This is a genomic window from Bacillus sp. RHFS10 (genome assembly GCF_016757475.1).
Lineage (GTDB): Bacteria > Bacillota > Bacilli > Bacillales > Bacillaceae > Bacillus > Bacillus subtilis_G.
In genome coordinates this window covers 1,249,214-1,271,359 of sequence record NZ_JAESPO010000001.1, presented here as the reverse complement: position 1 = coordinate 1,271,359, position 22,146 = coordinate 1,249,214, and the positions used below count along the sequence as shown (strand labels likewise).

The following is a 22,146-nucleotide window of genomic DNA, read 5'->3' as shown; positions in this document are numbered from 1 at the left end:
TGGTTCATAAGGAGGAATAGCATGAAATACAGAAGCGTTTTTGATATTATCGGACCCGTTATGATTGGTCCGTCCAGCTCGCATACGGCGGGAGCGGCGAGAATCGGGAGAGTGGCCAGAAGTTTATTTGGCAGAGAGCCTGAGCGCATCATCGTATCCTTTTACGGCTCTTTTGCGGAAACGTATAAAGGCCACGGCACAGATGTCGCGATTATCGGCGGATTGCTGGATTTTGACACATTCGACGAACGAATTAAAACCGCTATACAAATTGCAGAAGATAAAGGAATTGATATAGAGTTTCGGGTTGAAGACGCTGTCCCCGTCCATCCGAATACAGCCAAAATCACCATATCTGATGAAAAGGGAGAGCTTGAGCTGACGGGTATTTCGATTGGCGGAGGAAAGATTGAAATCACAGAATTAAACGGTTTTGAACTACGGCTGTCAGGAAATCACCCGGCCATATTAGTTGTTCATAATGACAAGTTTGGCACGATTGCCGGTGTTGCCAATGTCCTGGCGAAATTTTCAATCAACGTAGGCCATATGGAAGTAGCCCGAAAGGATATCGGCCAGCTTGCGCTGATGACAATAGAGGTTGATCAAAATATCGATGAGCATGTTCTCGACGAACTGTCGAAGCTGCCGAATATTATTCAAGTGACAAAGATTGCTGACTAGCGAAAGGTCAGGAGGAGCCAGTTATGTTTCGTAATGTAAAGGAATTATTAGAGATTACAAAAGAAAAGCAAATATCCATCTCTGATGTGATGATCGCTCAAGAGATGGAAGTAACAGAAAAAACAAAAGAAGAGATTTTTCAGCAGATGGATCACAACCTGTCTGTTATGGAAGCAGCGGTTCAGAAAGGACTCGAGGGAGTTACGAGCCAAACAGGCTTAACAGGCGGGGATGCCGTTAAATTGCAGGCCTACATTCGGTCAGGCAAAAGCCTGTCTGGCCCGCTGATTTTAGATGCTGTATCGAAAGCTGTTGCAACAAATGAAGTAAATGCAGCCATGGGTACCATCTGTGCGACACCGACTGCTGGTTCTGCTGGTGTGGTGCCAGGCACATTATTTGCTGTAAAAGAAAAGCTGAACCCAACAAGAGAACAAATGATCCGCTTTTTGTTTACGTCCGGCGCTTTCGGATTTGTCGTGGCCAATAACGCAAGTATTTCCGGCGCCGCAGGAGGGTGTCAGGCAGAAGTTGGATCAGCCTCAGGCATGGCGGCTGCGGCTATTGTTGAAATGGCAGGAGGAACACCCGAACAAAGCGCGGAGGCCATGGCCATTACATTAAAAAATATGCTCGGGCTCGTGTGCGATCCTGTAGCGGGGCTTGTTGAAGTGCCGTGTGTGAAACGGAATGCGATGGGCGCGTCAAATGCGATGATTGCTGCTGATATGGCATTGGCGGGCATTACAAGCCGCATTCCATGTGATGAGGTTATTGATGCCATGTATAAAATTGGCCAAACGATGCCCACTGCGCTTAGAGAAACAGGTCAGGGCGGTTTAGCAGCAACACCGACTGGCAGAGAATTAGAGAAAAAAATTTTCGGAGGAGCGCTAGGTTCACGTGAAACAACATCAGCAAACTAGTATAGCTAACATTAAGGGCATTGGGCCGGAAACAGAAAAAACATTACATGAACTCGGTATTTATGACACTTCTGATCTTCTGAATTATTTCCCTTATCGCTATGATGACTACGAGCTGAGGGATTTAGAAGAAGTGAAGCATGACGAGAGAGTCACAGTCGAAGGGAAGGTTCATTCAGAGCCTTCTCTTACCTATTACGGAAAAAAACGAAACAGGCTGACATTCAGGCTTCTTGTCGGCCGCTATTTAATCACTGCCGTATGTTTTAACCGGCCTTATTTGAAGAAAAAGCTTTCGCTGGGCTCTGTCGTGACGATTTCCGGTAAATGGGACAAGCACCGCCAAACCATCTCTGTTCAGGAGTTGAAAAACGGGCCGCACCAAGAGGATAAAAGCATTGAACCAGTGTATTCTGTGAAAGAAAATGTTACCGTCAAAATGATGAGACGCTTTATTCAGCAGGCGCTGACCCAGTATGCAGACTCGCTTCCGGATCCTCTTCCGGAAAAGCTAAAAACACGCTATAAGCTGCCGGACTATCAGCAGGCGTTAAAAATGATGCATCAGCCTGAAACAAGAGAAGCGTTAACGCTTGCAAGACGCCGGTTTGTTTATGAGGAATTTTTGTTGTTTCAGTTGAAAATGCAGGCGTTCCGAAAGGCGGAAAGAGAGCAGACTCAAGGGATACGGCAGCGTTTTTCAAACGAAGAACTCATGAGATTTATCAATAGCCTTCCGTTTCCTCTCACTAACGCCCAGTCGCGCGTGCTTCGCGAAATAACAGCAGACATGTCTTCTCCATACAGAATGAACCGTCTTCTTCAAGGAGACGTCGGATCAGGAAAAACGGCAGTCGCGGCCATTGGGTTGTATGCTGCGATCCTGTCCGGATACCAGGGGGCGCTCATGGTGCCGACAGAAATTCTGGCCGAGCAGCATGCTGATTCGCTCGTTTCACTATTTGAAAAGTGGAATGTCAGCGTCGCCCTTTTGACAAGCTCTGTCAAAGGGAAGCGGCGAAGAGAACTGCTTGAGCGTCTTGCCGCGGGAGAGATTGATATTCTTGTAGGAACCCACGCTTTAATTCAGGATGAGGTGGAGTTTAAGGCGTTGAGTCTCGTCATTACAGATGAACAGCACCGATTTGGAGTTGAGCAACGTAAAAAACTTCGGAACAAAGGGCAGGATCCCGATGTTCTTTTTATGACAGCCACTCCAATCCCAAGAACGTTAGCCATCACAGTGTTCGGTGAAATGGATGTATCTGTCATTGATGAAATGCCGGCGGGACGAAAACAGATCGAAACCTATTGGGTAAAACATGACATGCTGGATCGTATTTTGGCATTCGTCGAAAAAGAATTAAAACAGGGCAGACAGGCTTATATCATCTGCCCGCTGATTGAAGAATCAGACAAACTTGATGTGCAAAACGCTATTGATGTGTACAATATGCTTTCTGACATTTTCCAAGGGAAATGGAATGTCGGCCTGATGCACGGAAAGCTGCATTCCGATGAAAAAGATCAGGTCATGAGAGAGTTTAGTGCGAATCACTGTCAAATCCTCGTATCAACCACTGTTGTTGAGGTTGGCGTGAATGTTCCAAATGCAACCATTATGGTGATTTATGACGCCGACCGTTTCGGACTGTCACAGCTTCACCAGCTGCGCGGCCGTGTCGGACGGGGAGAGCATCAATCGTTTTGCATTCTGATGGCCGATCCTAAATCAGAAACAGGGAAAGAGCGGATGAGAATTATGTCCGAGACCAATGACGGCTTCGAGTTGTCTGAAAAGGACCTGGAACTGAGAGGCCCGGGAGATTTCTTCGGTAAAAAACAAAGCGGAATGCCTGAATTCAAGGTGGCGGACATGGTTCATGATTACAGAGCGCTTGAAACGGCAAGGCAGGATGCTGCGAATCTTGTGGCTTCTGACGCGTTCTGGAACGAGCCGGAATACGGTGTGCTGAGAGAGCGATTACTGACGAGCGGAGCAATGGACGGGGAAAAATTAAGCTAGTTACCAGAAGTTTTCGGTGTTCAGCAAGAAACAATCGTTGCATTCCAATCTATGAAATTATATACTACTATTAGTACCTAGTCTTAATTGTCCGGATGGTGTTTAGACATGAGAAGAAATAAGAGAGAACGCCAGGAATTACTTCAGCAGACGATACAAGCAACCCCCTTTATTACAGATGAAGAATTAGCGGGTAAATTCGGGGTGAGCATCCAGACAATTCGTTTGGACCGCTTAGAGCTATCGATACCGGAGCTGAGAGAAAGAATTAAGAACGTTGCAGAGAAAACGCTTGAAGATGAAGTGAAATCCCTGTCACTGGACGAAGTTATCGGAGAAATTATTGACCTTGAGCTGGATGATCAGGCGATATCCATTTTAGAAATCAAACAGGAGCATGTGTTCAGCCGGAATCAAATTGCGAGAGGACACCATTTGTTTGCACAGGCGAATTCTTTGGCTGTGGCCGTTATTGATGACGAGCTGGCACTGACTGCAAGCGCAGACATCCGCTTTACAAGACAGGTAAAGCAGGGAGAACGTGTTGTAGCGAAAGCGAAAGTGACGGCGGTCGAAAAAGAAAAAGGAAGAACAGTTGTCGAAGTGAACAGCTATGTTGGCGAAGAAATTGTTTTTTCTGGACATTTTGACATGTACCGTTCAAAACAATTATAAAGGTGGAGCATGCATGAGAATAGCTGTAGATGCAATGGGAGGAGACCACGCTCCCAAAGCTGTTATTGACGGAGTTTTAAAGGGTATAGAGGCATTTGATGATCTCCATATCACACTTGTCGGTGACAAAACAACGATAGAATCACATTTAACAACAACACCAGATCGCATCACGGTGCTGCACGCAGATGAAGTGATTGAGCCTACGGATGAACCGGTCCGCGCTGTGCGAAGAAAAAAGAACTCATCTATGGTCCTTATGGCGCAGGAAGTTGCGGAAAACAGAGCTGACGCCTGCATATCAGCAGGAAATACCGGCGCGTTAATGACAGCCGGTCTGTTTATTGTCGGCAGAATTAAAGGGATTGACCGTCCGGCGCTTGCCCCGACGCTTCCGACCATTTCAGGAGATGGATTTCTTCTCCTTGATGTCGGCGCCAATGTCGATGCCAAGCCGGAGCACCTCGCCCAATATGCCATCATGGGTTCTGTTTATTCTCAGCAAGTACGCGGTGTCACTTCACCGAGAGTCGGGCTTTTAAATGTCGGAACAGAAGATAAAAAAGGAAACGAACTGACGAAGCAGACGTTTCAATTATTAAAAGAAACAGCTAATATACATTTTATCGGAAACGTGGAAGCGCGAGACCTTTTAGATGATGTGGCGGATGTTGTAGTAACAGACGGCTTTACCGGGAATGTTACACTCAAAACGCTGGAAGGTTCTGCGTTGTCTATTTTTAAAATGATGAAGGAAGTCATGACGTCTAATTTAACATCAAAGCTCGCGGCAGCTGTGCTGAAGCCGAAGATGAAAGACATGAAAATGAAAATGGAGTATTCGAATTATGGCGGAGCAAGTCTATTTGGCTTAAAAGCCCCTGTGATCAAGGCGCACGGCTCTTCAGATTCTAATGCTGTATTTCACGCGATTCGTCAAGCAAGAGAGATGGTCAGCCAAAATGTGGCTGCGCTCATTCAGGAAGAAGTAAAAGAAGAAAAAACAGATGAGTAGTCTGGAGGTTTTTACATCATGAGTAAGATTGCATTTTTATTCCCGGGTCAGGGATCACAATTTATCGGCATGGGGAAAGAGCTTTATGAGCAGGTCCCTGCTGCAAAGCGTCTCTTTGATGAAGCGGATGAAACATTGGAAACAAAACTCAGTTCGCTGATTTTTGAAGGTGATACTGAAGAATTAACACTTACATATAATGCACAGCCTGCTTTGCTGACGACAAGCATTGCTGTTCTTGAAAAATTTAAAGAATCAGGCATTACACCTGATTTTACAGCAGGACACAGCCTTGGTGAATATTCCGCACTGGTTGCGTCTGGCGCACTGTCTTTCAAAGATGCTGTTTATACCGTCAGAAAACGCGGAGAGTTTATGAATGAAGCAGTGCCGGCTGGCGAAGGAGCCATGGCTGCGATTCTCGGCATGGATGCTGAAACATTAAAGCAAGTAACCGATAAAGTGACGGAGGAAGGTCGCCTTGTCCAGCTTGCGAATCTCAACTGCCCCGGACAAATCGTCATTTCCGGAACAGCTAAAGGGGTAGAGCTTGCATCTGAACGGGCAAAAGAGAACGGTGCAAAACGTGCGATTCCGCTTGAAGTAAGCGGCCCGTTCCATTCTGAACTAATGAAGCCAGCAGCTGAAAAGCTGAAAGAAGTATTGGACTCCTGTGACATAAATGACGCTGACGTTCCGGTCATCTCAAACGTTTCTGCTAATGTCATGACTGATAAAGCAGAAATCAAAGAGAAGCTCATTGAGCAGCTCTACTCTCCGGTTCGTTTTGAGGAAAGCATTAACAAGCTGATTGCAGAGGGTGTTACGACTTTTATTGAAATCGGCCCCGGAAAAGTGCTTTCAGGCCTTGTGAAAAAAGTAAACAGACGCTTAAAAACAATTGCTGTATCAGATCCGGAAACGATCGAGCTGGCAATTCAAACGCTTAAGGAGGAGAATGAAAATGCTTAATGACAAAACAGCTATTGTCACTGGCGCATCCCGCGGAATCGGCCGCTCAATCGCCCTTGACTTGGCAAAAAGCGGCGCAAACGTTGTCGTGAACTACTCCGGCAATGAAGCGAAAGCTAATGAAGTAGTCGATGAAATCAAATCATTGGGCAGAAAAGCAATTGCTGTCAAAGCGGATGTATCAAATCCCGAAGATGTACAAAACATGATAAAAGAAACGCTGTCTGTTTTTTCTGCGATTGACATTTTAGTTAATAACGCCGGAATTACAAGAGACAATCTCATCATGAGAATGAAAGAAGATGAATGGGATGACGTCATTAACATTAACTTAAAGGGTGTTTTCAACTGCACGAAAGCTGTTACAAGACAAATGATGAAACAGCGTTCAGGCCGTATTATTAACGTGTCGTCTATCGTAGGTGTCAGTGGAAATCCTGGACAAGCAAACTACGTGGCCGCAAAAGCCGGCGTGATCGGTTTAACAAAATCTTCTGCCAAAGAGCTCGCAAGCCGCAATATTACGGTAAATGCGATTGCGCCTGGATTTATCTCAACTGATATGACAGATAAGCTAACAAAAGATGTTCAAGACGAAATGCTGAAACAAATTCCGCTCGCGCGATTTGGCGAACCTGGCGACGTCAGCAGCGTTGTCACGTTCCTTGCTTCTGAGGGAGCTCGTTATATGACAGGCCAAACGCTTCATATTGACGGCGGAATGGTGATGTAAGTTTTTTTCTCGAAAATTTCATCATAGTTTCTCTAGTTTTTTAAAAACGAATCCACTATAATACTTGAGGGGAGGTGAATTGCTATGGCAGATACATTAGAGCGTGTAACGAAAATCATCGTAGATCGCCTTGGCGTTGATGAAGCAGACGTCAAACTTGAAGCTTCTTTCAAGGAAGACTTAGGTGCTGATTCCCTAGATGTAGTTGAGCTTGTTATGGAACTTGAAGACGAGTTTGATATGGAAATTTCTGACGAAGATGCTGAAAAGATTGCAACAGTCGGCGACGCTGTGAACTACATACAAAACCAGCAATAAGCTGATGCTAAAAGTCCCGCCGAAACGCGGGGCTTTAGCCCTTTATTCGTGCAGTTATTACAGCATGCCGCTTTTACGCGCGCTGTATCCGGTTTAGTCAGAGAAGCGCGGTGAACCTGATGTGCCTATGGAGGTTACTATGTCAAAACACTCACATTATAAAGATAAAAAAAAGTTCTATAAAAAAGTAGAACAATTTAAAGAGTTTCAAGAACGGATTTCGGTTCACTTTCAAAATGAAAAGCTTTTGTATCAAGCATTTACACATTCATCTTATGTGAATGAGCATCGGAAAAAGCCGTATGAAGATAATGAAAGGCTTGAATTTTTAGGTGACGCTGTTTTGGAACTGACCATCTCCAGATTCTTATTTGCCAAGTACCCGGCTATGAGTGAAGGAGATTTGACGAAATTGAGAGCCGCGATTGTATGCGAACCGTCTCTCGTTTCATTGGCTCACGAACTGTCATTCGGCGACCTTGTCCTATTGGGTAAAGGTGAGGAAATGACAGGCGGAAGAAAGCGTCCCGCTCTATTGGCGGATGTTTTTGAGGCATTTATCGGAGCCTTGTATCTTGATCAGGGATTAGAGCCGGTCGAAAGTTTCTTAAAAGTCTATGTGTTCCCTAAAATTAACGATGGTGCTTTTTCTCATGTGATGGATTTCAAAAGCCAGCTGCAGGAATACGTGCAGCGGGACGGCAAAGGCTCTCTGGAGTATAAAATCTCCAACGAAAAAGGGCCTGCGCACAACCGTGAATTTGAAGCCATCGTATCTCTAAAAGGTGAACCACTCGGAGTCGGAAACGGCCGTTCAAAGAAAGAAGCCGAACAGCACGCTGCTCAGGAAGCTTTAGCTAAATTGCAAAAACACCATACGAGACAATAAAATCCCCCTTATCATTCAGGGGGATTTCAGTATGTATGCCGTCTTATTTCATCCATGTTTTATGATAGAATTGAAATACTTATTACATAAGGAGGATCGCTATGTTCCTCAAACGCTTAGACGTTATAGGATTTAAATCGTTTGCAGAACGGATTTCCGTAGATTTTGTAAAAGGCGTTACAGCGGTTGTCGGTCCAAACGGGAGCGGAAAAAGCAATATTACAGATGCCATTCGCTGGGTTCTTGGAGAGCAATCGGCACGGTCTCTTCGCGGCGGAAAAATGGAAGATATCATTTTTGCCGGCAGTGATTCGAGAAAGCGATTAAACCTAGCTGAAGTTACACTTACTCTTGATAATGATGATCATTTCTTGCCGATTGACTTCCATGAGGTCAGTGTTACAAGACGTGTATACAGATCAGGCGAGAGTGAGTTTCTGATTAACAATCAGCAGTGCCGCTTAAAAGATATTATTGATTTATTTATGGACTCTGGTCTAGGTAAAGAAGCATTTTCTATTATCAGCCAAGGGAAAGTGGAAGAGATCCTGAGCAGCAAAGCGGAGGATCGCCGCAGTATCTTTGAAGAAGCCGCCGGGGTGCTTAAATATAAAACGAGAAAGAAAAAAGCAGAAAATAAACTGTTTGAGACACAGGACAATTTAAACCGGGTAGAAGATATATTACATGAGCTTGAAGGACAGGTTGAACCCCTTAAAATTCAAGCTTCAATCGCGAAAGACTATCTGGAGAAAAAGAAAGAGCTGGAGCATGTTGAAATTGCGCTGACTGCCTATGATATCGAAGAGCTGCATGGCAAATGGTCAACGCTTAAAGAGAAAGTGCAGCTCGCAAAGGAAGAAGAGCTCGCTGAATCGTCTGCAATTTCTGCGAAAGAAGCGAAAATTGAAGATGCGAGAGACAAAATTCAAGCGTTGGATGAATCAGTAGATGAGCTCCAGCAGGTCTTATTGGTGACGAGTGAAGAGCTGGAAAAGCTTGAAGGCCGTAAAGAAGTCCTGAAAGAACGCAAGAAAAACGCTGTGCAAAACCAAGAACAGCTGGAAGAAGCCATCGTTCAGTTTCAGCAAAAAGAAACGGTGCTGAAAGAAGAGCTTGCGAAGCAGGAAGCTGTCTTCGAAACGCTTCAGGCAGAGGTGAAACAGTTAAGAGCTCAGGTAAAAGAAAAGCAACAGGCTCTCAGTCTTCACAATGAAAATGTCGAAGAGAAGATCGAGCAGCTGAAAAGCGATTACTTTGAGCTGTTAAACAGCCAGGCTTCGATACGCAACGAGCTCCAGCTGCTGGATGACCAGATGTCCCAATCCGCTGTCACATTACAGAGGCTTGCAGACAACAATGAAAAGCATCTTCAGGAACGGCGCGATATTTCTGCGCGAAAAGCCGCATGTGAAACGGAGTTTGCCCGAATTGAGCAGGAGATGCACAGCCAAGTCGGCGCATATCGTGACATGCAGACAAAATATGAGCAGAAAAAGCGCCAATACGAAAAAAATGAATCCGCTTTGTATCAGGCATACCAATACGTTCAGCAAGCGAGATCGAAAAAGGACATGCTTGAGACGATGCAGGGTGATTTCTCCGGCTTTTATCAAGGTGTTAAAGAAGTGCTGAAAGTGAAGGAGCGCCTTGGCGGGATTCGCGGAGCGGTCCTTGAGCTGATGTCAACAGACCGAAAGTATGAAACGGCCATTGAAATTGCGCTCGGCGCTTCTGCCCAGCATGTCGTGACCGACGATGAACAGTCTGCCCGCAAAGCGATTCAATATTTAAAACAGAATTCCTTCGGCCGGGCGACGTTTCTGCCTCTTTCTGTCATCAGAGACCGCCAGCTTCAAAGCCGGGACGCGGAAACAGCAGCGCAGCATTCGTCATTTCTCGGGGTTGCCAGTGAACTTGTCACATTTGATCCTGCGTATCGGCGCATCATCCAGAATCTTCTTGGAACCGTGCTGATCACAGAGGATTTAAAGGGGGCAAATGAGCTTGCGAAGCTTCTCGGCCACCGGTACCGCATCGTAACCCTTGAGGGAGATGTCGTGAATCCGGGTGGTTCAATGACGGGCGGAGCGGTTAAAAAGAAAAATAACTCGCTGCTTGGAAGAAGCCGTGAGCTTGAAGATGTGAGCAAACGGCTCATTGAAATGGAAGAGAAAACAGCACTGCTTGAACAAGAAGTCAAAACACTTAAGCAATCCCTTCAGGATATAGAGAATAAACTGGCTGATTTAAGAGAAACAGGGGAAAGCTTGAGATTAAAGCAGCAGGATGTAAAAGGCCAGCTGTACGAACTTCAAGTTGCCGAAAAAAATATCAACACCCATTTAGAGCTCTATGATCAAGAAAAATCCGCTCTGTTAGAAAGCGATGAAGAGAAGAAAACGCGCAAACGCAAGCTGGAAGAAGAGCTTTCTGCCGTATCCGAAAAGATGAAGCAGCTTGAAGAGGACATGGACAGACTGACAAAACAAAAACAAACGCAATCAACAACGAAAGAGTCTCTCTCCAATGAGCTTACCGAGCTGAAGATCACAGCGGCCAAAAAAGAGCAGGCATGCCAGGGTGAAGAGGACAACCTTGACAGACTAAAGAAAGAGCTCGCAGAAACAGAGTTTGCATTAAAAGAAGCGAAAGAAGACTTGAGCTTCTTAACGTCAGAGATGTCATCAAGCTCCAGCGGCGAAGAAAAGCTTGAAGAAGCTGCAAAACATAAATTGAATGACAAAACGAAAACGATCGAACTGATTGCGTTAAGACGCGACCAGCGTATCAAGCTTCAGCATGGGCTTGATACGTATGAGCGTGAGCTGAAAGAAATGAAACGGCTGTATAAACAAAAAACAACGCTCTTAAAAGATGAAGAGGTCAAACTGGGCCGGATGGAAGTTGAGCTTGATAATTTGCTTCAGTACTTGCGGGAGGAATACAGCTTGTCCTTTGAGGGGGCAAAAGAGACATATCAGCTTGAAGCAGATCCAGAGGAAGCCAGAAAGCGCGTGAAGCTGATTAAACTCGCAATCGAAGAGCTGGGTGCTGTAAACCTCGGAAGCATAGATGAGTTTGAGAGGGTCAACGAACGGTATAAGTTTCTGTCAGAACAAAAAGAAGATTTGACAGAAGCGAAAAATACCTTGTTCCAAGTGATTGAAGAAATGGATGAAGAAATGACGAAACGCTTTAACGACACATTCGTCCAAATCCGCTCACATTTTGATCAAGTCTTCCGTTCCTTATTCGGAGGAGGACGAGCTGAACTAAGGCTCACCGATCCGAACGATCTGCTTCACTCAGGAGTCGAGATTATCGCACAGCCGCCGGGGAAAAAATTGCAAAACTTAAACCTTCTGTCAGGCGGAGAGCGTGCGCTTACTGCTATAGCGCTCTTATTCTCAATCTTAAAGGTTCGTCCTGTGCCGTTTTGCGTCCTTGACGAAGTAGAGGCTGCGCTTGACGAAGCGAATGTCTTCCGATTTGCGCAGTATTTAAAAAAATACAGCAGCGATACCCAGTTTATCGTGATTACCCACAGAAAAGGGACGATGGAGGAAGCGGATGTGCTATACGGCGTAACCATGCAGGAATCCGGTGTTTCAAAGGTAATTTCAGTTAAGCTGGAAGAAACAAAAGAATTCGTACAGTAACGAGGAAAGAGGGTAAAAGATGAGCTTTTTTAAAAAATTAAAAGAGAAAATCACAAAACAGACAGATTCCGTATCTGAAAAGTTTAAGGATGGCCTTGAAAAAACAAGAAACTCCTTTCAAACCAAAGTGAATGATCTTGTATCCCGTTACCGTAAAGTGGATGAGGATTTCTTTGAAGAACTTGAAGAGGTTCTTATCAGCGCGGATGTCGGCTTTACAACCGTTATGGAATTAATAGATGAGCTGAAAACAGAAGTGAAACGCAGAAATATTCAAGATCCGATGGAAGTCCAGTCTGTTATTTCTGAGAAACTGGTCGAGATTTATAACAGCGGAGATGAGCAAATTTCTGAGTTGAACATTCAGGATGGGCGTTTAAATGTCATCCTTCTGGTAGGTGTAAACGGAGTCGGCAAAACGACAACAATCGGAAAGCTTGCCCATAAATTGAAGCAAGAAGGGAAATCTGTCGTACTTGCTGCCGGAGACACATTTAGAGCGGGCGCCATTGAACAGCTGGAAGTATGGGGAGAGCGTACGGGAGTGCCTGTCATTAAGCAGACGGCCGGAAGCGATCCTGCGGCTGTTATCTATGATGCTGTCCATGCTGCGAAAGCAAGAAACGCTGATATATTAATCTGTGATACAGCAGGGCGTCTCCAAAACAAAGTAAACCTGATGAAAGAGCTTGAAAAAGTGAAGCGCGTCATCGAAAGAGAAGTGCCTGAAGCGCCGCATGAGGTGCTGCTTGCTCTTGATGCCACAACCGGACAAAACGCGATGGCGCAGGCGAAAGAGTTTTCTAAAGCAACAAACGTTACAGGCATTGCTTTAACGAAGCTTGACGGTACGGCAAAAGGCGGTATTGTCCTTGCGATCCGCAACGAGCTTCACATCCCGGTTAAACTAGTCGGGTTAGGTGAAAAAATTGATGATCTCCAGGGATTTAACGCTGAATCGTATGTATACGGCCTGTTTTCAGATTTAGTTGAGAAAGCCGAGGATTAAGAAAAAGGCCCCTAAAAAGGCCTTTTTCTTTTATTATCTTCTTACTTGATAGGCGAAATGATAAAGGCTGTTATCAGTGGATACCAGTCTCGAATCTCCTGAATAAGCTCTAAAAGGGATGATGTCATAGTAATGAACGGAAACAGATGTGTAATACGTATAGTACCCAGCAGCTGGTCCCAAATACATTGGAACCTCAAACGTTCCGTTTTCATCGGTTGTTCCTGAAGCTGTTTTTGTTGTATTTCCGACTTTCGTATCTGCTTCAAATCTTACTGGAGCGTTTGGCACCGGCTGTCCGTTTTGGTCGAGCAATTTGCCGCTTATGGTGATATTGTACTTCACTCGCCAAAATTGACCTTGACCGTAATTGATTTTACCGTAAACCCCTCCATCTGTGCTGATATTTGTGATTGTAGCCTTATAAGGCGCCTCAGCAGCGTCTGCTTGTTGTGCTGGGACAATGATTGTAAACACAGCTGCCAAGCACAGCATAAACAATAAACCGATTTTTTTCATGAAAAATCCTCCTTTTAAATAGGGTTCATATACAATATCGGAATAAATTGGGTGATATTTAGTGTATTTTGGAAAAAATAATCATTGCTATGACAAGATAAAAACTTGACAGTCTCCATAAAACCGTGTAAACTAAGTTATCGTAAAGGGATTTGACTTAACAAAGGGGAGAGCTCAAATGTCAATCGAAAAGACAACGAGAATGAATTATCTGTTTGATTTTTATCAGTCGTTGTTGACGTCAAAACAGAAGAGCTATATGTCGCTTTATTATTTGGACGATTTCTCCCTAGGCGAAATAGCCGAAGAATATGAGGTTTCAAGACAAGCTGTTTATGATAACATCAAACGAACAGAAGCGATGCTTGAACAATATGAAGAAAAGCTGCTCCTTTTGAAAAAGTTTCAGGAGCGTAAAGAGATGTTTAATAAGCTGAAGGAGCTTGCTTCCGGTTCAAAAGAAGAGGAAGAAATTACAGCTCTGATTGAAGCGCTTGAGAAATTAGATTAGGAGGCGGCAAACTATGGCATTTGAAGGATTAGCCGACCGACTGCAGCAGACGATTTCCAAAATCCGCGGAAAAGGGAAAGTCAGTGAACAAGATGTAAAAGATATGATGCGTGAGGTTCGTCTTGCGCTGCTTGAGGCTGACGTTAACTTTAAAGTAGTCAAGGATTTTGTCAAGAAAGTAAGTGAACGCGCTGTAGGCCAAGACGTCATGAAAAGTCTGACGCCCGGCCAGCAGGTCATTAAAGTTGTTAAAGAGGAACTGACTGAGCTGATGGGCGGCGAAGAGAGCAAAATCGCCACCGCGAAAAGGCCGCCGACTGTTATTATGATGGTCGGTCTCCAGGGTGCCGGTAAAACGACAACAAGCGGTAAGCTTGCGAATCTGCTGCGCAAAAAGCATAATCGCAAACCGATGCTGGTTGCTGCCGATATTTACCGCCCAGCCGCCATTAAGCAGCTGGAAACACTTGGCAAACAGCTTGACATGCCTGTTTTCTCACTTGGTGATCAGGTCAGTCCTGTAGAAATAGCTAAACAGGCTATTGAAAAAGCCAAGGAAGAACATTATGACTATGTCATTTTGGATACGGCAGGCCGCTTGCATATTGACCATGAATTGATGGATGAACTGACCAGTGTGAAGGAAATCGCGAATCCGGAAGAAATCTTCCTGGTTGTCGATTCAATGACCGGTCAGGACGCTGTAAATGTAGCCCAAAGCTTTAATGAACAGCTCGGTTTAACCGGTGTTGTGCTGACTAAGCTTGATGGAGACACACGCGGAGGTGCTGCGCTTTCTATTCGCGCGGTCACAAACACGCCGATTAAGTTCGCCGGTTTAGGCGAAAAGCTTGATGCGTTAGAATCGTTCCATCCTGAACGCATGGCATCAAGGATTCTCGGCATGGGCGACGTGCTGACATTGATTGAAAAAGCACAGGCCAGCGTCGATGAAGATAAAGCCAAAGAGCTGGAACAAAAAATGAGAACAATGAGCTTCACATTGGACGATTTTCTGGAGCAGCTCGGGCAGGTCAGAAACATGGGGCCGCTTGATGAGCTTCTGCAAATGATGCCGGGTGCAGGTAAAATGAAAGGCCTGAAAAACATCCAAGTTGATGAAAAACAGCTGAATCATGTGGAAGCAATCATTAAATCAATGACTGTTCGTGAAAAAGAACAGCCGGATATCATCAATGCCAGCCGGCGGAAGCGGATTGCGAAAGGAAGCGGGACATCCGTGCAGGAAGTCAACCGTCTGCTTAAGCAGTTTGACGAAATGAAAAAAATGATGAAGCAGATGACAAACATGTCAAAAGGCAAGAAAAAAGGGTTTAAGCTACCTTTTATGTAATCGGTTATACATGATAAAACCGTTGTTAAGAAAAAACACTTTACAAACACTTTTATCATTGTTAATATACTATCTTGTTGAAATATTTTCGGAGGTGCTAGTAAAATGGCAGTAAAAATTCGTTTAAAACGTATGGGATCAAAAAGATCTCCTTTCTATCGTATTGTTGTAGCAGATTCTCGTTCACCACGTGACGGCCGTTTCATCGAAACAGTCGGAACTTACAACCCGGTTGTAAAACCAGCAGAAGTGAAAATTGATGAAGAGCTTGCTCTTAAATGGCTTCAAACTGGAGCTAAACCTTCTGACACAGTTCGTAACTTGTTCTCTAACCAAGGAATCATGGAAAAATTCCACAACGCTAAACAAGGCAAGTAATGACTGATCAACACTTGGAAGATTTGATTGTCAAAATTGTGACGCCGCTTGTTGATCATCCAGATGACATTCGCATCACAAGAGAAGAAACCGATCAAAAGATTGCGCTGCGCTTATCTGTCCATAAGTCAGATACCGGTAAAGTTATCGGAAAGCAAGGCCGGACTGCAAAAGCGATTCGAACAGCTGTATTTGCAGCTGGCGCACAGTCTTCTAAGAAAGTTCAATTTGAGATATTTGACTAAAAGGGAGAGGGCCGGCACCTCCCCTTTTTTTACACGCAAAAAAAGGGTAAACTGATAGAAGCTTAGGTGAAATTGAAAACCTGAGCGACAAAAAGTTTTAAAAGCGGGGAGCTTGGTGCGATGCAAATTATTCACCGTGTAGCCGTTATGCAAGTCTTAACCGAGCGCAGCAAGGAAAAGCTTTTAGCTTCTTTTGCCGAAAAGAAACAAATGCTTGAACGAGAATGCAGCCAGCTCTATTTTCAGCTTAGAAAACATGAGAAAGAACAGCAAAATCCAGATATGATTGAACAATTTAAAAAGGCAATAGAAAAGCGAAAAGATAACATAAAAATAATCGATTTTCAAATTGCTCAAGTACATACATTGCCGCTTGGCAGTGAGATGAAAGAAAAGGAAGTCGATGCGCTGCTGACAATTGAAGCCGGGGATAACTGGCATGAGAAAACAGCGGCAAACACCATCGTCATAAAAGACGGACAAGTAATTGAAATTCGCCAGAGGTGATGATATGACAAAGCGATGGTTTAACGTAGGTAAGATCGTAAATACCCATGGAATTAAAGGCGAAGTGCGGGTGATTTCGAAAACAGATTTTGCCGAAGAACGGTACAAGCCGGGCAACACGCTGTATCTGTTTATAGACGGACGTAACGAGCCCGTGGAAGTAACGGTGAACACGCACAGACTGCATAAACAATTTCATTTGCTGCAGTTTAAAGAAAGACAAAGCATGAATGAAGTGGAAGAACTGAAAAACGCGATCATTAAAGTTCCTGAAGAAGATTTAGGAGAGTTGAATGCAGGAGAATTTTATTTCCACGAAATCATTGGGTGTGAAGTATTTACCGAAGACGGCCAACTAATCGGAAAGGTTAAAGAAATTTTGACGCCTGGAGCTAATGACGTATGGGTCATCGGGAGAAAAGGGAAAAAAGACGCGCTGATTCCTTACATTGAATCAGTGGTCAAACATATCGATGTCAGCGAAAAGAAGATTGAGGTTGAACTCATGGAAGGATTAATAGACGAATGAAAATCGACTTTTTGACGCTGTTTCCCGAAATGTTTGAAGGCGTGCTCGGTTCATCGATTCTTCAAAAAGCGCAGGATAAAGAAGCGGTGCAGTTTCAAGTCGTAAATTTCCGGGAGTATTCTGATAACAAGCATAATACTGTTGATGATTATCCTTATGGCGGCGGGGCAGGCATGGTTCTCAAGCCTCAGCCTGTTTTTGACGCGGTCGAGGGCCTGACATCAAAGGCAGCCGCTGCTCCGCGTATTATTCTCGTCTGCCCGCAAGGTGAACGCTTTACCCAAAAAAAAGCTGAACAATTAGCGAAGGAAGACCATTTGCTGTTCATTTGCGGCCACTATGAAGGCTACGATGAACGCATTCGCGAGCATCTGGTGACGGATGAAATATCCATTGGCGATTTTGTTCTGACCGGCGGTGAGCTCCCTGCAATGATGATTGCCGACAGTGTGGTTAGACTGCTTCCGGGTGTGCTGGGCAAAGAGGCTTCCCATATTGAGGATTCATTCAGCACCGGCCTCTTAGAGCACCCGCATTATACAAGACCGGCGGATTACAAAGGTTTAAAAGTGCCTGAAACGCTTCTATCAGGAAACCATGCGAAAATCAACGAATGGCGGAATAAAGAATCGATCAGAAGAACCTATGTAAGACGCCCGGATCTTCTGAAAGACTATCCGCTTACAGAGCAGCAAAGAAAATGGATTTCTGAATGGGAAAAAGAATAGATTTTATTGCATAGACTATGAAATTGTGATAAGATACTACTTGTGGCTTAAGCGGGCTTATCCGCTTTAAGCTTGAAAACGATGTTCCGCTGTGCCGGGTTTTGTGGCCAAGAGCATCTGTTGGAAGGAGTTGAAAACGATGCAAAAACTAATTGAAGATATCACAAAAGAACAACTTCGTACTGATCTTCCTGCGTTCCGTCCTGGTGACACTTTACGTGTACACGTTAAAGTTGTTGAGGGTAACCGTGAGCGTATTCAGATCTTTGAAGGTGTTGTGATCAAGCGTCGTGGTGGTGGAATCAGCGAAACGTTCACAGTTCGTAAGATTTCTTACGGTGTTGGCGTTGAACGTACTTTCCCTGTACACACACCAAAAATCGCGAAAATCGAAGTTGTACGTTACGGTAAAGTACGCCGTGCTAAGCTTTACTACCTGCGTGAACTTCGCGGAAAAGCGGCTCGTATTAAAGAGATCAGACGATAATGATAACGAACGAAAAGAGCTTGTTACCTGTAACAAGCTCTTTTTTTATACACAATTTGAAAATGCCGGACAGGCATCGTAAAATACATAAAGGACAACAAAGAATTATGCATACTGAGAGATAAAGGCGGTGTTCGTGTCACATGACAATTCAATGGTTCCCGGGCCATATGGCAAAGGCAAGAAGGGAAGTAACCGAAAAATTAAAATTAATCGATATTGTATATGAATTGGTAGATGCCAGAATTCCTATGTCATCAAGAAACCCAATGATTGAGGACATTCTAAAAAATAAGCCGAGAATTATGCTGTTAAACAAGGCTGACAAAGCAGATGCGGCAGTTACGCAGCAATGGAAACAGCACTTTGAGAACCAGGGGATTCGCTCTCTGTCCATTAATTCGGTAAACGGACAAGGCTTAAATCAAATTGTGCCTGCGTCAAAAGAGATCCTCCAAGAAAAATTTGACCGGATGAGGGCGAAAGGCGTGAAGCCTAGAGCAATTCGCGCTTTGATTATCGGCATTCCAAACGTCGGAAAATCAACACTTATCAACCGGCTGGCAAAGAAAAACATAGCAAAAACGGGAGACAGACCTGGTATTACGACATCTCAGCAGTGGGTCAAAGTCGGGAAAGAATTAGAGCTCTTAGATACACCGGGGATTTTATGGCCTAAATTTGAAGACGAGCTTGTCGGCTTGAGGCTGGCAATCACCGGGGCTATTAAAGACACAATTCTCAATTTGCAGGACGTGGCCGTGTTTGGTCTTCGTTTTCTCGAAGAACATTATCCTGAACGGCTTAAAGAGCGTTACAGCCTTGATGAGATCCCAGAGGACATTGCAGAGCTGTTTGATGCAATAGGTGAAAAGCGCGGCTGTCTCATGAGCGGAGGGCTTATTAACTACGATAAAACGACTGAAGTCATCATTCGCGATATCCGCACTGAAAAGTTCGGCAGGCTGTCATTTGAACAGCCCGCTAAGTAAAGGCGCGCAGAAATGCGGGTCTTTATTTTTTCCTGACCGATCCGATACATACAGTAAGGGAGAAGAGAAAGTGAATACATTAACCGTAAAGGACATTAAAGACCGTTTGCAGGAAGTGAAGGATGAACAAGACCCATTTCTTGCCCAATGCGTAAACGATCCGAGAAAGAGCGTTCAAACGCTTGTAGAGCAATGGCTTAAAAAGCAGGCGAAAGAAAAAGCGCTGAAAGAACAATGGCTGAATATGACTTCCTATGAAAGGCTGGCAAGAAACAAAGGATTTCGCTTGATCGCAGGTGTTGACGAGGTCGGCCGGGGGCCATTGGCGGGACCTGTTGTCGCCAGCGCAGTCATCCTTCCGGAGGAATGTGAAATACTTGGGCTGACAGACTCCAAAAAGCTTTCAGAAAAAAAGCGTGATGAATATTACGAACTTATTATGAAAGAAGCACTGGCGGTCGGAATAGGAATTGTAGAAGCCTCTGTGATTGATGAAATCAATATATATGAGGCTTCAAAGATGGCAATGGTGAAAGCGATACAGGATTTGTCAGATACACCTGATTATTTGCTTGTTGACGCAATGACACTGCCGCTCGACACGGCTCAGTCCTCAATTATAAAAGGTGATGCCAAAAGCGTGTCTATTGCGGCAGGTGCGTGTATCGCGAAAGTAACAAGAGACCGGATGATGAGCGCCTATGCCGAAACCTACCCCATGTATGGCTTTGAAAAAAATAAAGGCTATGGGACAAAAGAGCATCTTGAAGCTCTCGCTGCATACGGCCCAACTGAATTGCACCGCAAAACTTTCGCTCCTGTTCAATCTATCAGTTAAATCAATGGACAAGGAGGCACCTCTTGTAAATGAATATACGAAATGATGTGCAAAAGGCGCTGCAGCACCTTTTTAAAAATACAGTAATCCCGAAGGAATCAGCAAATGTCAGCGAAGCGCAAAACGGGGAGAAGCGTCTTCTTTTAGGAAAAGTGCTTCGTTTATTAGGAGATCAGCATGCGCTGATCCAAGTCGGCAATCAAACTGTCCAGGGAAAACTTGAAACCCAGCTTCGTCCTCAGGCGTACTATTGGTTTTCCTACGAAAAAAAAACGGCAGAACAAACAGGCCGCCTTCAGGTCGTTCAAAGCTTTAACCAAAATCCCAAAACCATTCAGGAAGCAGCCGGAAAGCTTCTGAATGCCATATCAGTAAAGCCGTCAAACGCTGCTCTAATGATGACAGGAGCAATGCTCAAGAGCAAAACACCCGTAACAGAAAATGATATCAAAACAGCTGTCCGCTGGATGGATGCGCTGCCTGCGTCAGACACAAAAAAAGCGATTGAAACGGTTCTGTTCGCTTTAAAGGGTGAATTACCCATTCACCCCGAGGTTTTGAGCGGTGTTCATGCTGTAAAATCGCCTGTTCCGCTGCATCAGCACGTATCTCAACTGCTTCAGGCTATTAACCAAAACCCTCAGCAGAGCCAAATGATGACAAAGCTCAAAGAAGCAATTACAACACTTTTTAATAGCGAAATCGATGTTCATGCAGAACGTCTGATCGATAAGCTTGTCTCTATAACGGACAATACCAAAGCGCCTTCTTCAGGCAATACAGCCGGAAATAGGGAGCTTAGCGCACCATCCGGCTCTCTCGAAAAGGCCAGTTTGCCGCCTGTAAACCACACAGCAGAACAGAGAGGCGTACAAGGAGAGCCAGCTAAAACCGCAGCAGACATTCCAATCAAAGAAGCCCGGCAGTTACTGACAAAGCTGACGGAATCTGCTGAAAAAAACAGTCTTCAAATTGTGAAAGAAGCAGCAAATTGGATGAAAGCGGCTGCTTCAACGGGTGACAGTAAGTCACCTGCCGCTTCAGCTGTTTTACAGGCTGCACAAGTCACAGATCAGGAAGCCGAAGTCTTTTTAAAGGCTGTTCAGCATACAGCGCCTAGTTTAGCTGATAAGGCAGATGTTCTTTCTTTCTTAACCAAAGTGAAGATGGCAATCGGCGCAAGGGACGAGCTTGCATTCATTAAAGCGTTTGAACAAGGAAGCGCGGTCACCCCTGATGAAATACAATCCATCAAGCTGGCTCTTCAGGCCGCAAGAGGGTCGCATGAGGTAGCCGAACCTGTCAAACGGGAAGCCGATCAGCTTTTTCACAAATTAAACGGCCAGCTTTTTATGCAGCAGGACCATCCGTCATACAGCCAAATTGTAATGTCATTTCCGCTGTTCTCGAAGTCAGGGGTTCAGGATATGACCGTTCTGTTTAAAGGAAAGAAAGAAGCGGATGGGAAGCTGGATCCCTCCCATTGCCGTCTTTTGTTTTTGCTGCAGTTGGATACGTTAAAAGAAACAGTCGTTGATTGCTTGATACAGCAAAAAGTCATGACTATTACAATTGAGACTGATTTCGATCTTCAGGCTACAATCGATCCGATGGTGCCTGCACTTAAACAGGGTCTTATGGAAATGGGGTACAGTCTTTCAGGTGTAAACGCTAAAAAAAGGATTCACACCGAAGAGAAGGCTGCAATTGATCAATATGTAACTAGCATCAGTGATCAGGAAGTGGATGTGAAAATATGAAAGAGCAGACGCCGGTCAGAAAAGCGATGGCTCTCCATTATGATGAACGAAAAGACAGGGCGCCGAGAGTGGTTGCGACAGGAAAGGGCCATGTAGCCGACAACATTATCAAAGAAGCGAAAAATGCAGGGGTCCCGATTCAAGAAGATCGGACCCTTGTCGAATTAATGCGCCATTTGACTGTGGATGATCAAATCCCGGAAGCTCTTTATGAAACGGTAGCCGAGATTTTTTCGTTCATTTACAGATTGGACGAAAGCGTAAAAAACAAAAAATAACGATAATATTCCCCATCCTCTGTTTGAAATTTATGTTTTTAATAAAATAAAAGTTTGAATGTTAAGAAGGATTTAAAGATTTTGCATCGAACTCTAGACAATTCTTCCAGT

The 22,146-nt window shown here is 44.6% G+C and carries 24 protein-coding genes; 23 read left to right on the top strand and 1 reads right to left on the bottom strand.

What is annotated here, in order from left to right:
* Positions 1-21 precede the first annotated feature (21 nt).
* The 11 genes from sdaAB (at position 22) to ftsY (ending at position 12,909) form a co-directional block, all read left to right on the top strand.
* The gene (gene sdaAB / locus JMN17_RS06060) at positions 22-684 is read left to right on the top strand and encodes an L-serine ammonia-lyase, iron-sulfur-dependent subunit beta (RefSeq protein WP_087992087.1); all 663 of its coding nucleotides are present in this window, start codon (positions 22-24) and stop codon (positions 682-684) included.
* A gap of 23 nt (positions 685-707) precedes the next feature.
* Positions 708-1,610, top strand: coding sequence for an L-serine ammonia-lyase, iron-sulfur-dependent, subunit alpha (sdaAA, locus tag JMN17_RS06055; RefSeq protein WP_202327688.1), 903 nt, complete (start codon positions 708-710; stop codon positions 1,608-1,610).
* Positions 1,588-3,636, top strand: a complete 2,049-nt coding sequence (recG, locus tag JMN17_RS06050) for an ATP-dependent DNA helicase RecG (RefSeq protein WP_087992085.1) — start codon at positions 1,588-1,590, stop codon at positions 3,634-3,636. The genes sdaAA and recG overlap by 23 nt, the downstream gene beginning before the upstream one ends.
* Positions 3,637-3,744: 108 nt before the next feature.
* Positions 3,745-4,311: a transcription factor FapR gene (gene fapR / locus JMN17_RS06045; protein WP_087992084.1), complete on the top strand. Its 567-nt coding sequence runs from the start codon at positions 3,745-3,747 to the stop codon at positions 4,309-4,311.
* A 13-nt stretch (positions 4,312-4,324) separates the two neighbouring features.
* Positions 4,325-5,326, top strand: a complete 1,002-nt coding sequence (plsX, locus tag JMN17_RS06040; protein ID WP_087992083.1) for a phosphate acyltransferase PlsX — start codon at positions 4,325-4,327, stop codon at positions 5,324-5,326.
* Between the two features lie 18 nt (positions 5,327-5,344).
* Entirely contained in the window at positions 5,345-6,298 is a 954-nt protein-coding gene (gene fabD, locus JMN17_RS06035) for an ACP S-malonyltransferase (RefSeq protein ID WP_202327687.1), read from the top strand.
* A complete protein-coding gene (gene fabG, locus JMN17_RS06030) occupies positions 6,291-7,031 on the top strand; it encodes a 3-oxoacyl-[acyl-carrier-protein] reductase (protein ID WP_087992081.1) in 741 nt (246 codons plus the stop codon). Before fabD ends, fabG begins: the two co-directional genes overlap by 8 nt.
* Before the next feature lie 84 nt (positions 7,032-7,115).
* Positions 7,116-7,349, top strand: a complete 234-nt coding sequence (gene acpP, locus JMN17_RS06025) for an acyl carrier protein (RefSeq protein WP_003154310.1) — start codon at positions 7,116-7,118, stop codon at positions 7,347-7,349.
* 139 nt (positions 7,350-7,488) lie between these two features.
* Positions 7,489-8,238 carry a ribonuclease III gene (gene rncS, locus JMN17_RS06020; protein WP_014113767.1) on the top strand — a complete coding sequence of 250 codons (750 nt, stop codon included), beginning with the start codon at positions 7,489-7,491 and terminating at the stop codon, positions 8,236-8,238.
* A gap of 101 nt (positions 8,239-8,339) precedes the next feature.
* Positions 8,340-11,900 (top strand): chromosome segregation protein SMC, encoded by a 3,561-nt coding sequence (gene smc, locus JMN17_RS06015; RefSeq protein WP_087992080.1) that lies wholly within the window; start codon positions 8,340-8,342, stop codon positions 11,898-11,900.
* 19 nt (positions 11,901-11,919) lie between these two features.
* Positions 11,920-12,909: a signal recognition particle-docking protein FtsY gene (ftsY, locus tag JMN17_RS06010; protein WP_202327686.1), complete on the top strand. Its 990-nt coding sequence runs from the start codon at positions 11,920-11,922 to the stop codon at positions 12,907-12,909.
* Between the two features lie 33 nt (positions 12,910-12,942).
* Here the strand turns inward: ftsY and JMN17_RS06005 are convergent, their stop codons facing one another.
* On the bottom strand, positions 12,943-13,428 hold the full coding sequence (locus tag JMN17_RS06005) for an Ig-like domain-containing protein (protein WP_148961842.1): 486 nt from the start codon (positions 13,426-13,428) through the stop codon (positions 12,943-12,945).
* Between the two features lie 178 nt (positions 13,429-13,606).
* Here JMN17_RS06005 and JMN17_RS06000 point away from each other — a divergent pair, with 178 nt between their 5' ends.
* From JMN17_RS06000 to JMN17_RS05945, 12 genes are all read left to right on the top strand, one after another.
* The gene (locus JMN17_RS06000) at positions 13,607-13,939 is read left to right on the top strand and encodes a putative DNA-binding protein (protein ID WP_202327685.1); all 333 of its coding nucleotides are present in this window, start codon (positions 13,607-13,609) and stop codon (positions 13,937-13,939) included.
* Positions 13,940-13,952: 13 nt separating this feature from the next.
* Positions 13,953-15,293 carry a signal recognition particle protein gene (ffh, locus tag JMN17_RS05995; RefSeq protein ID WP_087992076.1) on the top strand — a complete coding sequence of 447 codons (1,341 nt, stop codon included), beginning with the start codon at positions 13,953-13,955 and terminating at the stop codon, positions 15,291-15,293.
* Between the two features lie 105 nt (positions 15,294-15,398).
* Positions 15,399-15,671, top strand: coding sequence for a 30S ribosomal protein S16 (gene rpsP, locus JMN17_RS05990; RefSeq protein WP_010788590.1), 273 nt, complete (start codon positions 15,399-15,401; stop codon positions 15,669-15,671).
* On the top strand, positions 15,671-15,916 hold the full coding sequence (locus JMN17_RS05985) for a KH domain-containing protein (protein ID WP_087992075.1): 246 nt from the start codon (positions 15,671-15,673) through the stop codon (positions 15,914-15,916). Before rpsP ends, JMN17_RS05985 begins: the two co-directional genes overlap by 1 nt.
* A gap of 120 nt (positions 15,917-16,036) precedes the next feature.
* Positions 16,037-16,423 (top strand): YlqD family protein, encoded by a 387-nt coding sequence (locus JMN17_RS05980; protein WP_202327684.1) that lies wholly within the window; start codon positions 16,037-16,039, stop codon positions 16,421-16,423.
* Positions 16,424-16,427: 4 nt separating this feature from the next.
* Positions 16,428-16,952, top strand: a complete 525-nt coding sequence (gene rimM, locus JMN17_RS05975) for a ribosome maturation factor RimM (RefSeq protein WP_087992073.1) — start codon at positions 16,428-16,430, stop codon at positions 16,950-16,952.
* Entirely contained in the window at positions 16,949-17,680 is a 732-nt protein-coding gene (gene trmD / locus JMN17_RS05970; RefSeq protein WP_087992072.1) for a tRNA (guanosine(37)-N1)-methyltransferase TrmD, read from the top strand. Before rimM ends, trmD begins: the two co-directional genes overlap by 4 nt.
* Before the next feature lie 139 nt (positions 17,681-17,819).
* Positions 17,820-18,167: a 50S ribosomal protein L19 gene (rplS, locus tag JMN17_RS05965; RefSeq protein WP_003220825.1), complete on the top strand. Its 348-nt coding sequence runs from the start codon at positions 17,820-17,822 to the stop codon at positions 18,165-18,167.
* 143 nt (positions 18,168-18,310) lie between these two features.
* Positions 18,311-19,159 carry a ribosome biogenesis GTPase YlqF gene (ylqF, locus tag JMN17_RS05960; protein ID WP_148961838.1) on the top strand — a complete coding sequence of 283 codons (849 nt, stop codon included), beginning with the start codon at positions 18,311-18,313 and terminating at the stop codon, positions 19,157-19,159.
* A gap of 70 nt (positions 19,160-19,229) precedes the next feature.
* Entirely contained in the window at positions 19,230-19,997 is a 768-nt protein-coding gene (rnhB, locus tag JMN17_RS05955; RefSeq protein ID WP_202327683.1) for a ribonuclease HII, read from the top strand.
* Positions 19,998-20,026: 29 nt separating this feature from the next.
* Positions 20,027-21,757: a hypothetical protein gene (locus tag JMN17_RS05950; RefSeq protein WP_202327682.1), complete on the top strand. Its 1,731-nt coding sequence runs from the start codon at positions 20,027-20,029 to the stop codon at positions 21,755-21,757.
* Positions 21,754-22,035, top strand: coding sequence for a FlhB-like flagellar biosynthesis protein (locus tag JMN17_RS05945; RefSeq protein WP_087992069.1), 282 nt, complete (start codon positions 21,754-21,756; stop codon positions 22,033-22,035). The genes JMN17_RS05950 and JMN17_RS05945 overlap by 4 nt, the downstream gene beginning before the upstream one ends.
* Positions 22,036-22,146: the final 111 nt, after the last annotated feature.

Coding starts and splice junctions, on each gene's coding strand:
- JMN17_RS05985 (WP_087992075.1), top strand. CDS start 15,671: ATGACTGATCAACACTTGGAAGATTTGATTGTCAAAATTGTGACGCCG.
- acpP (WP_003154310.1), top strand. CDS start 7,116: ATGGCAGATACATTAGAGCGTGTAACGAAAATCATCGTAGATCGCCTT.
- JMN17_RS05945 (WP_087992069.1), top strand. CDS start 21,754: ATGAAAGAGCAGACGCCGGTCAGAAAAGCGATGGCTCTCCATTATGAT.
- plsX (WP_087992083.1), top strand. CDS start 4,325: ATGAGAATAGCTGTAGATGCAATGGGAGGAGACCACGCTCCCAAAGCT.
- rplS (WP_003220825.1), top strand. CDS start 17,820: ATGCAAAAACTAATTGAAGATATCACAAAAGAACAACTTCGTACTGAT.
- rpsP (WP_010788590.1), top strand. CDS start 15,399: ATGGCAGTAAAAATTCGTTTAAAACGTATGGGATCAAAAAGATCTCCT.
- trmD (WP_087992072.1), top strand. CDS start 16,949: ATGAAAATCGACTTTTTGACGCTGTTTCCCGAAATGTTTGAAGGCGTG.
- JMN17_RS06000 (WP_202327685.1), top strand. CDS start 13,607: ATGTCAATCGAAAAGACAACGAGAATGAATTATCTGTTTGATTTTTAT.
- smc (WP_087992080.1), top strand. CDS start 8,340: ATGTTCCTCAAACGCTTAGACGTTATAGGATTTAAATCGTTTGCAGAA.
- sdaAB (WP_087992087.1), top strand. CDS start 22: ATGAAATACAGAAGCGTTTTTGATATTATCGGACCCGTTATGATTGGT.
- fabG (WP_087992081.1), top strand. CDS start 6,291: ATGCTTAATGACAAAACAGCTATTGTCACTGGCGCATCCCGCGGAATC.
- fabD (WP_202327687.1), top strand. CDS start 5,345: ATGAGTAAGATTGCATTTTTATTCCCGGGTCAGGGATCACAATTTATC.
- rncS (WP_014113767.1), top strand. CDS start 7,489: ATGTCAAAACACTCACATTATAAAGATAAAAAAAAGTTCTATAAAAAA.
- ftsY (WP_202327686.1), top strand. CDS start 11,920: ATGAGCTTTTTTAAAAAATTAAAAGAGAAAATCACAAAACAGACAGAT.
- JMN17_RS05980 (WP_202327684.1), top strand. CDS start 16,037: ATGCAAATTATTCACCGTGTAGCCGTTATGCAAGTCTTAACCGAGCGC.
- fapR (WP_087992084.1), top strand. CDS start 3,745: ATGAGAAGAAATAAGAGAGAACGCCAGGAATTACTTCAGCAGACGATA.
- JMN17_RS06005 (WP_148961842.1), bottom strand. CDS start 13,428: ATGAAAAAAATCGGTTTATTGTTTATGCTGTGCTTGGCAGCTGTGTTT.
- rimM (WP_087992073.1), top strand. CDS start 16,428: ATGACAAAGCGATGGTTTAACGTAGGTAAGATCGTAAATACCCATGGA.
- ffh (WP_087992076.1), top strand. CDS start 13,953: ATGGCATTTGAAGGATTAGCCGACCGACTGCAGCAGACGATTTCCAAA.
- ylqF (WP_148961838.1), top strand. CDS start 18,311: ATGACAATTCAATGGTTCCCGGGCCATATGGCAAAGGCAAGAAGGGAA.
- JMN17_RS05950 (WP_202327682.1), top strand. CDS start 20,027: ATGAATATACGAAATGATGTGCAAAAGGCGCTGCAGCACCTTTTTAAA.
- sdaAA (WP_202327688.1), top strand. CDS start 708: ATGTTTCGTAATGTAAAGGAATTATTAGAGATTACAAAAGAAAAGCAA.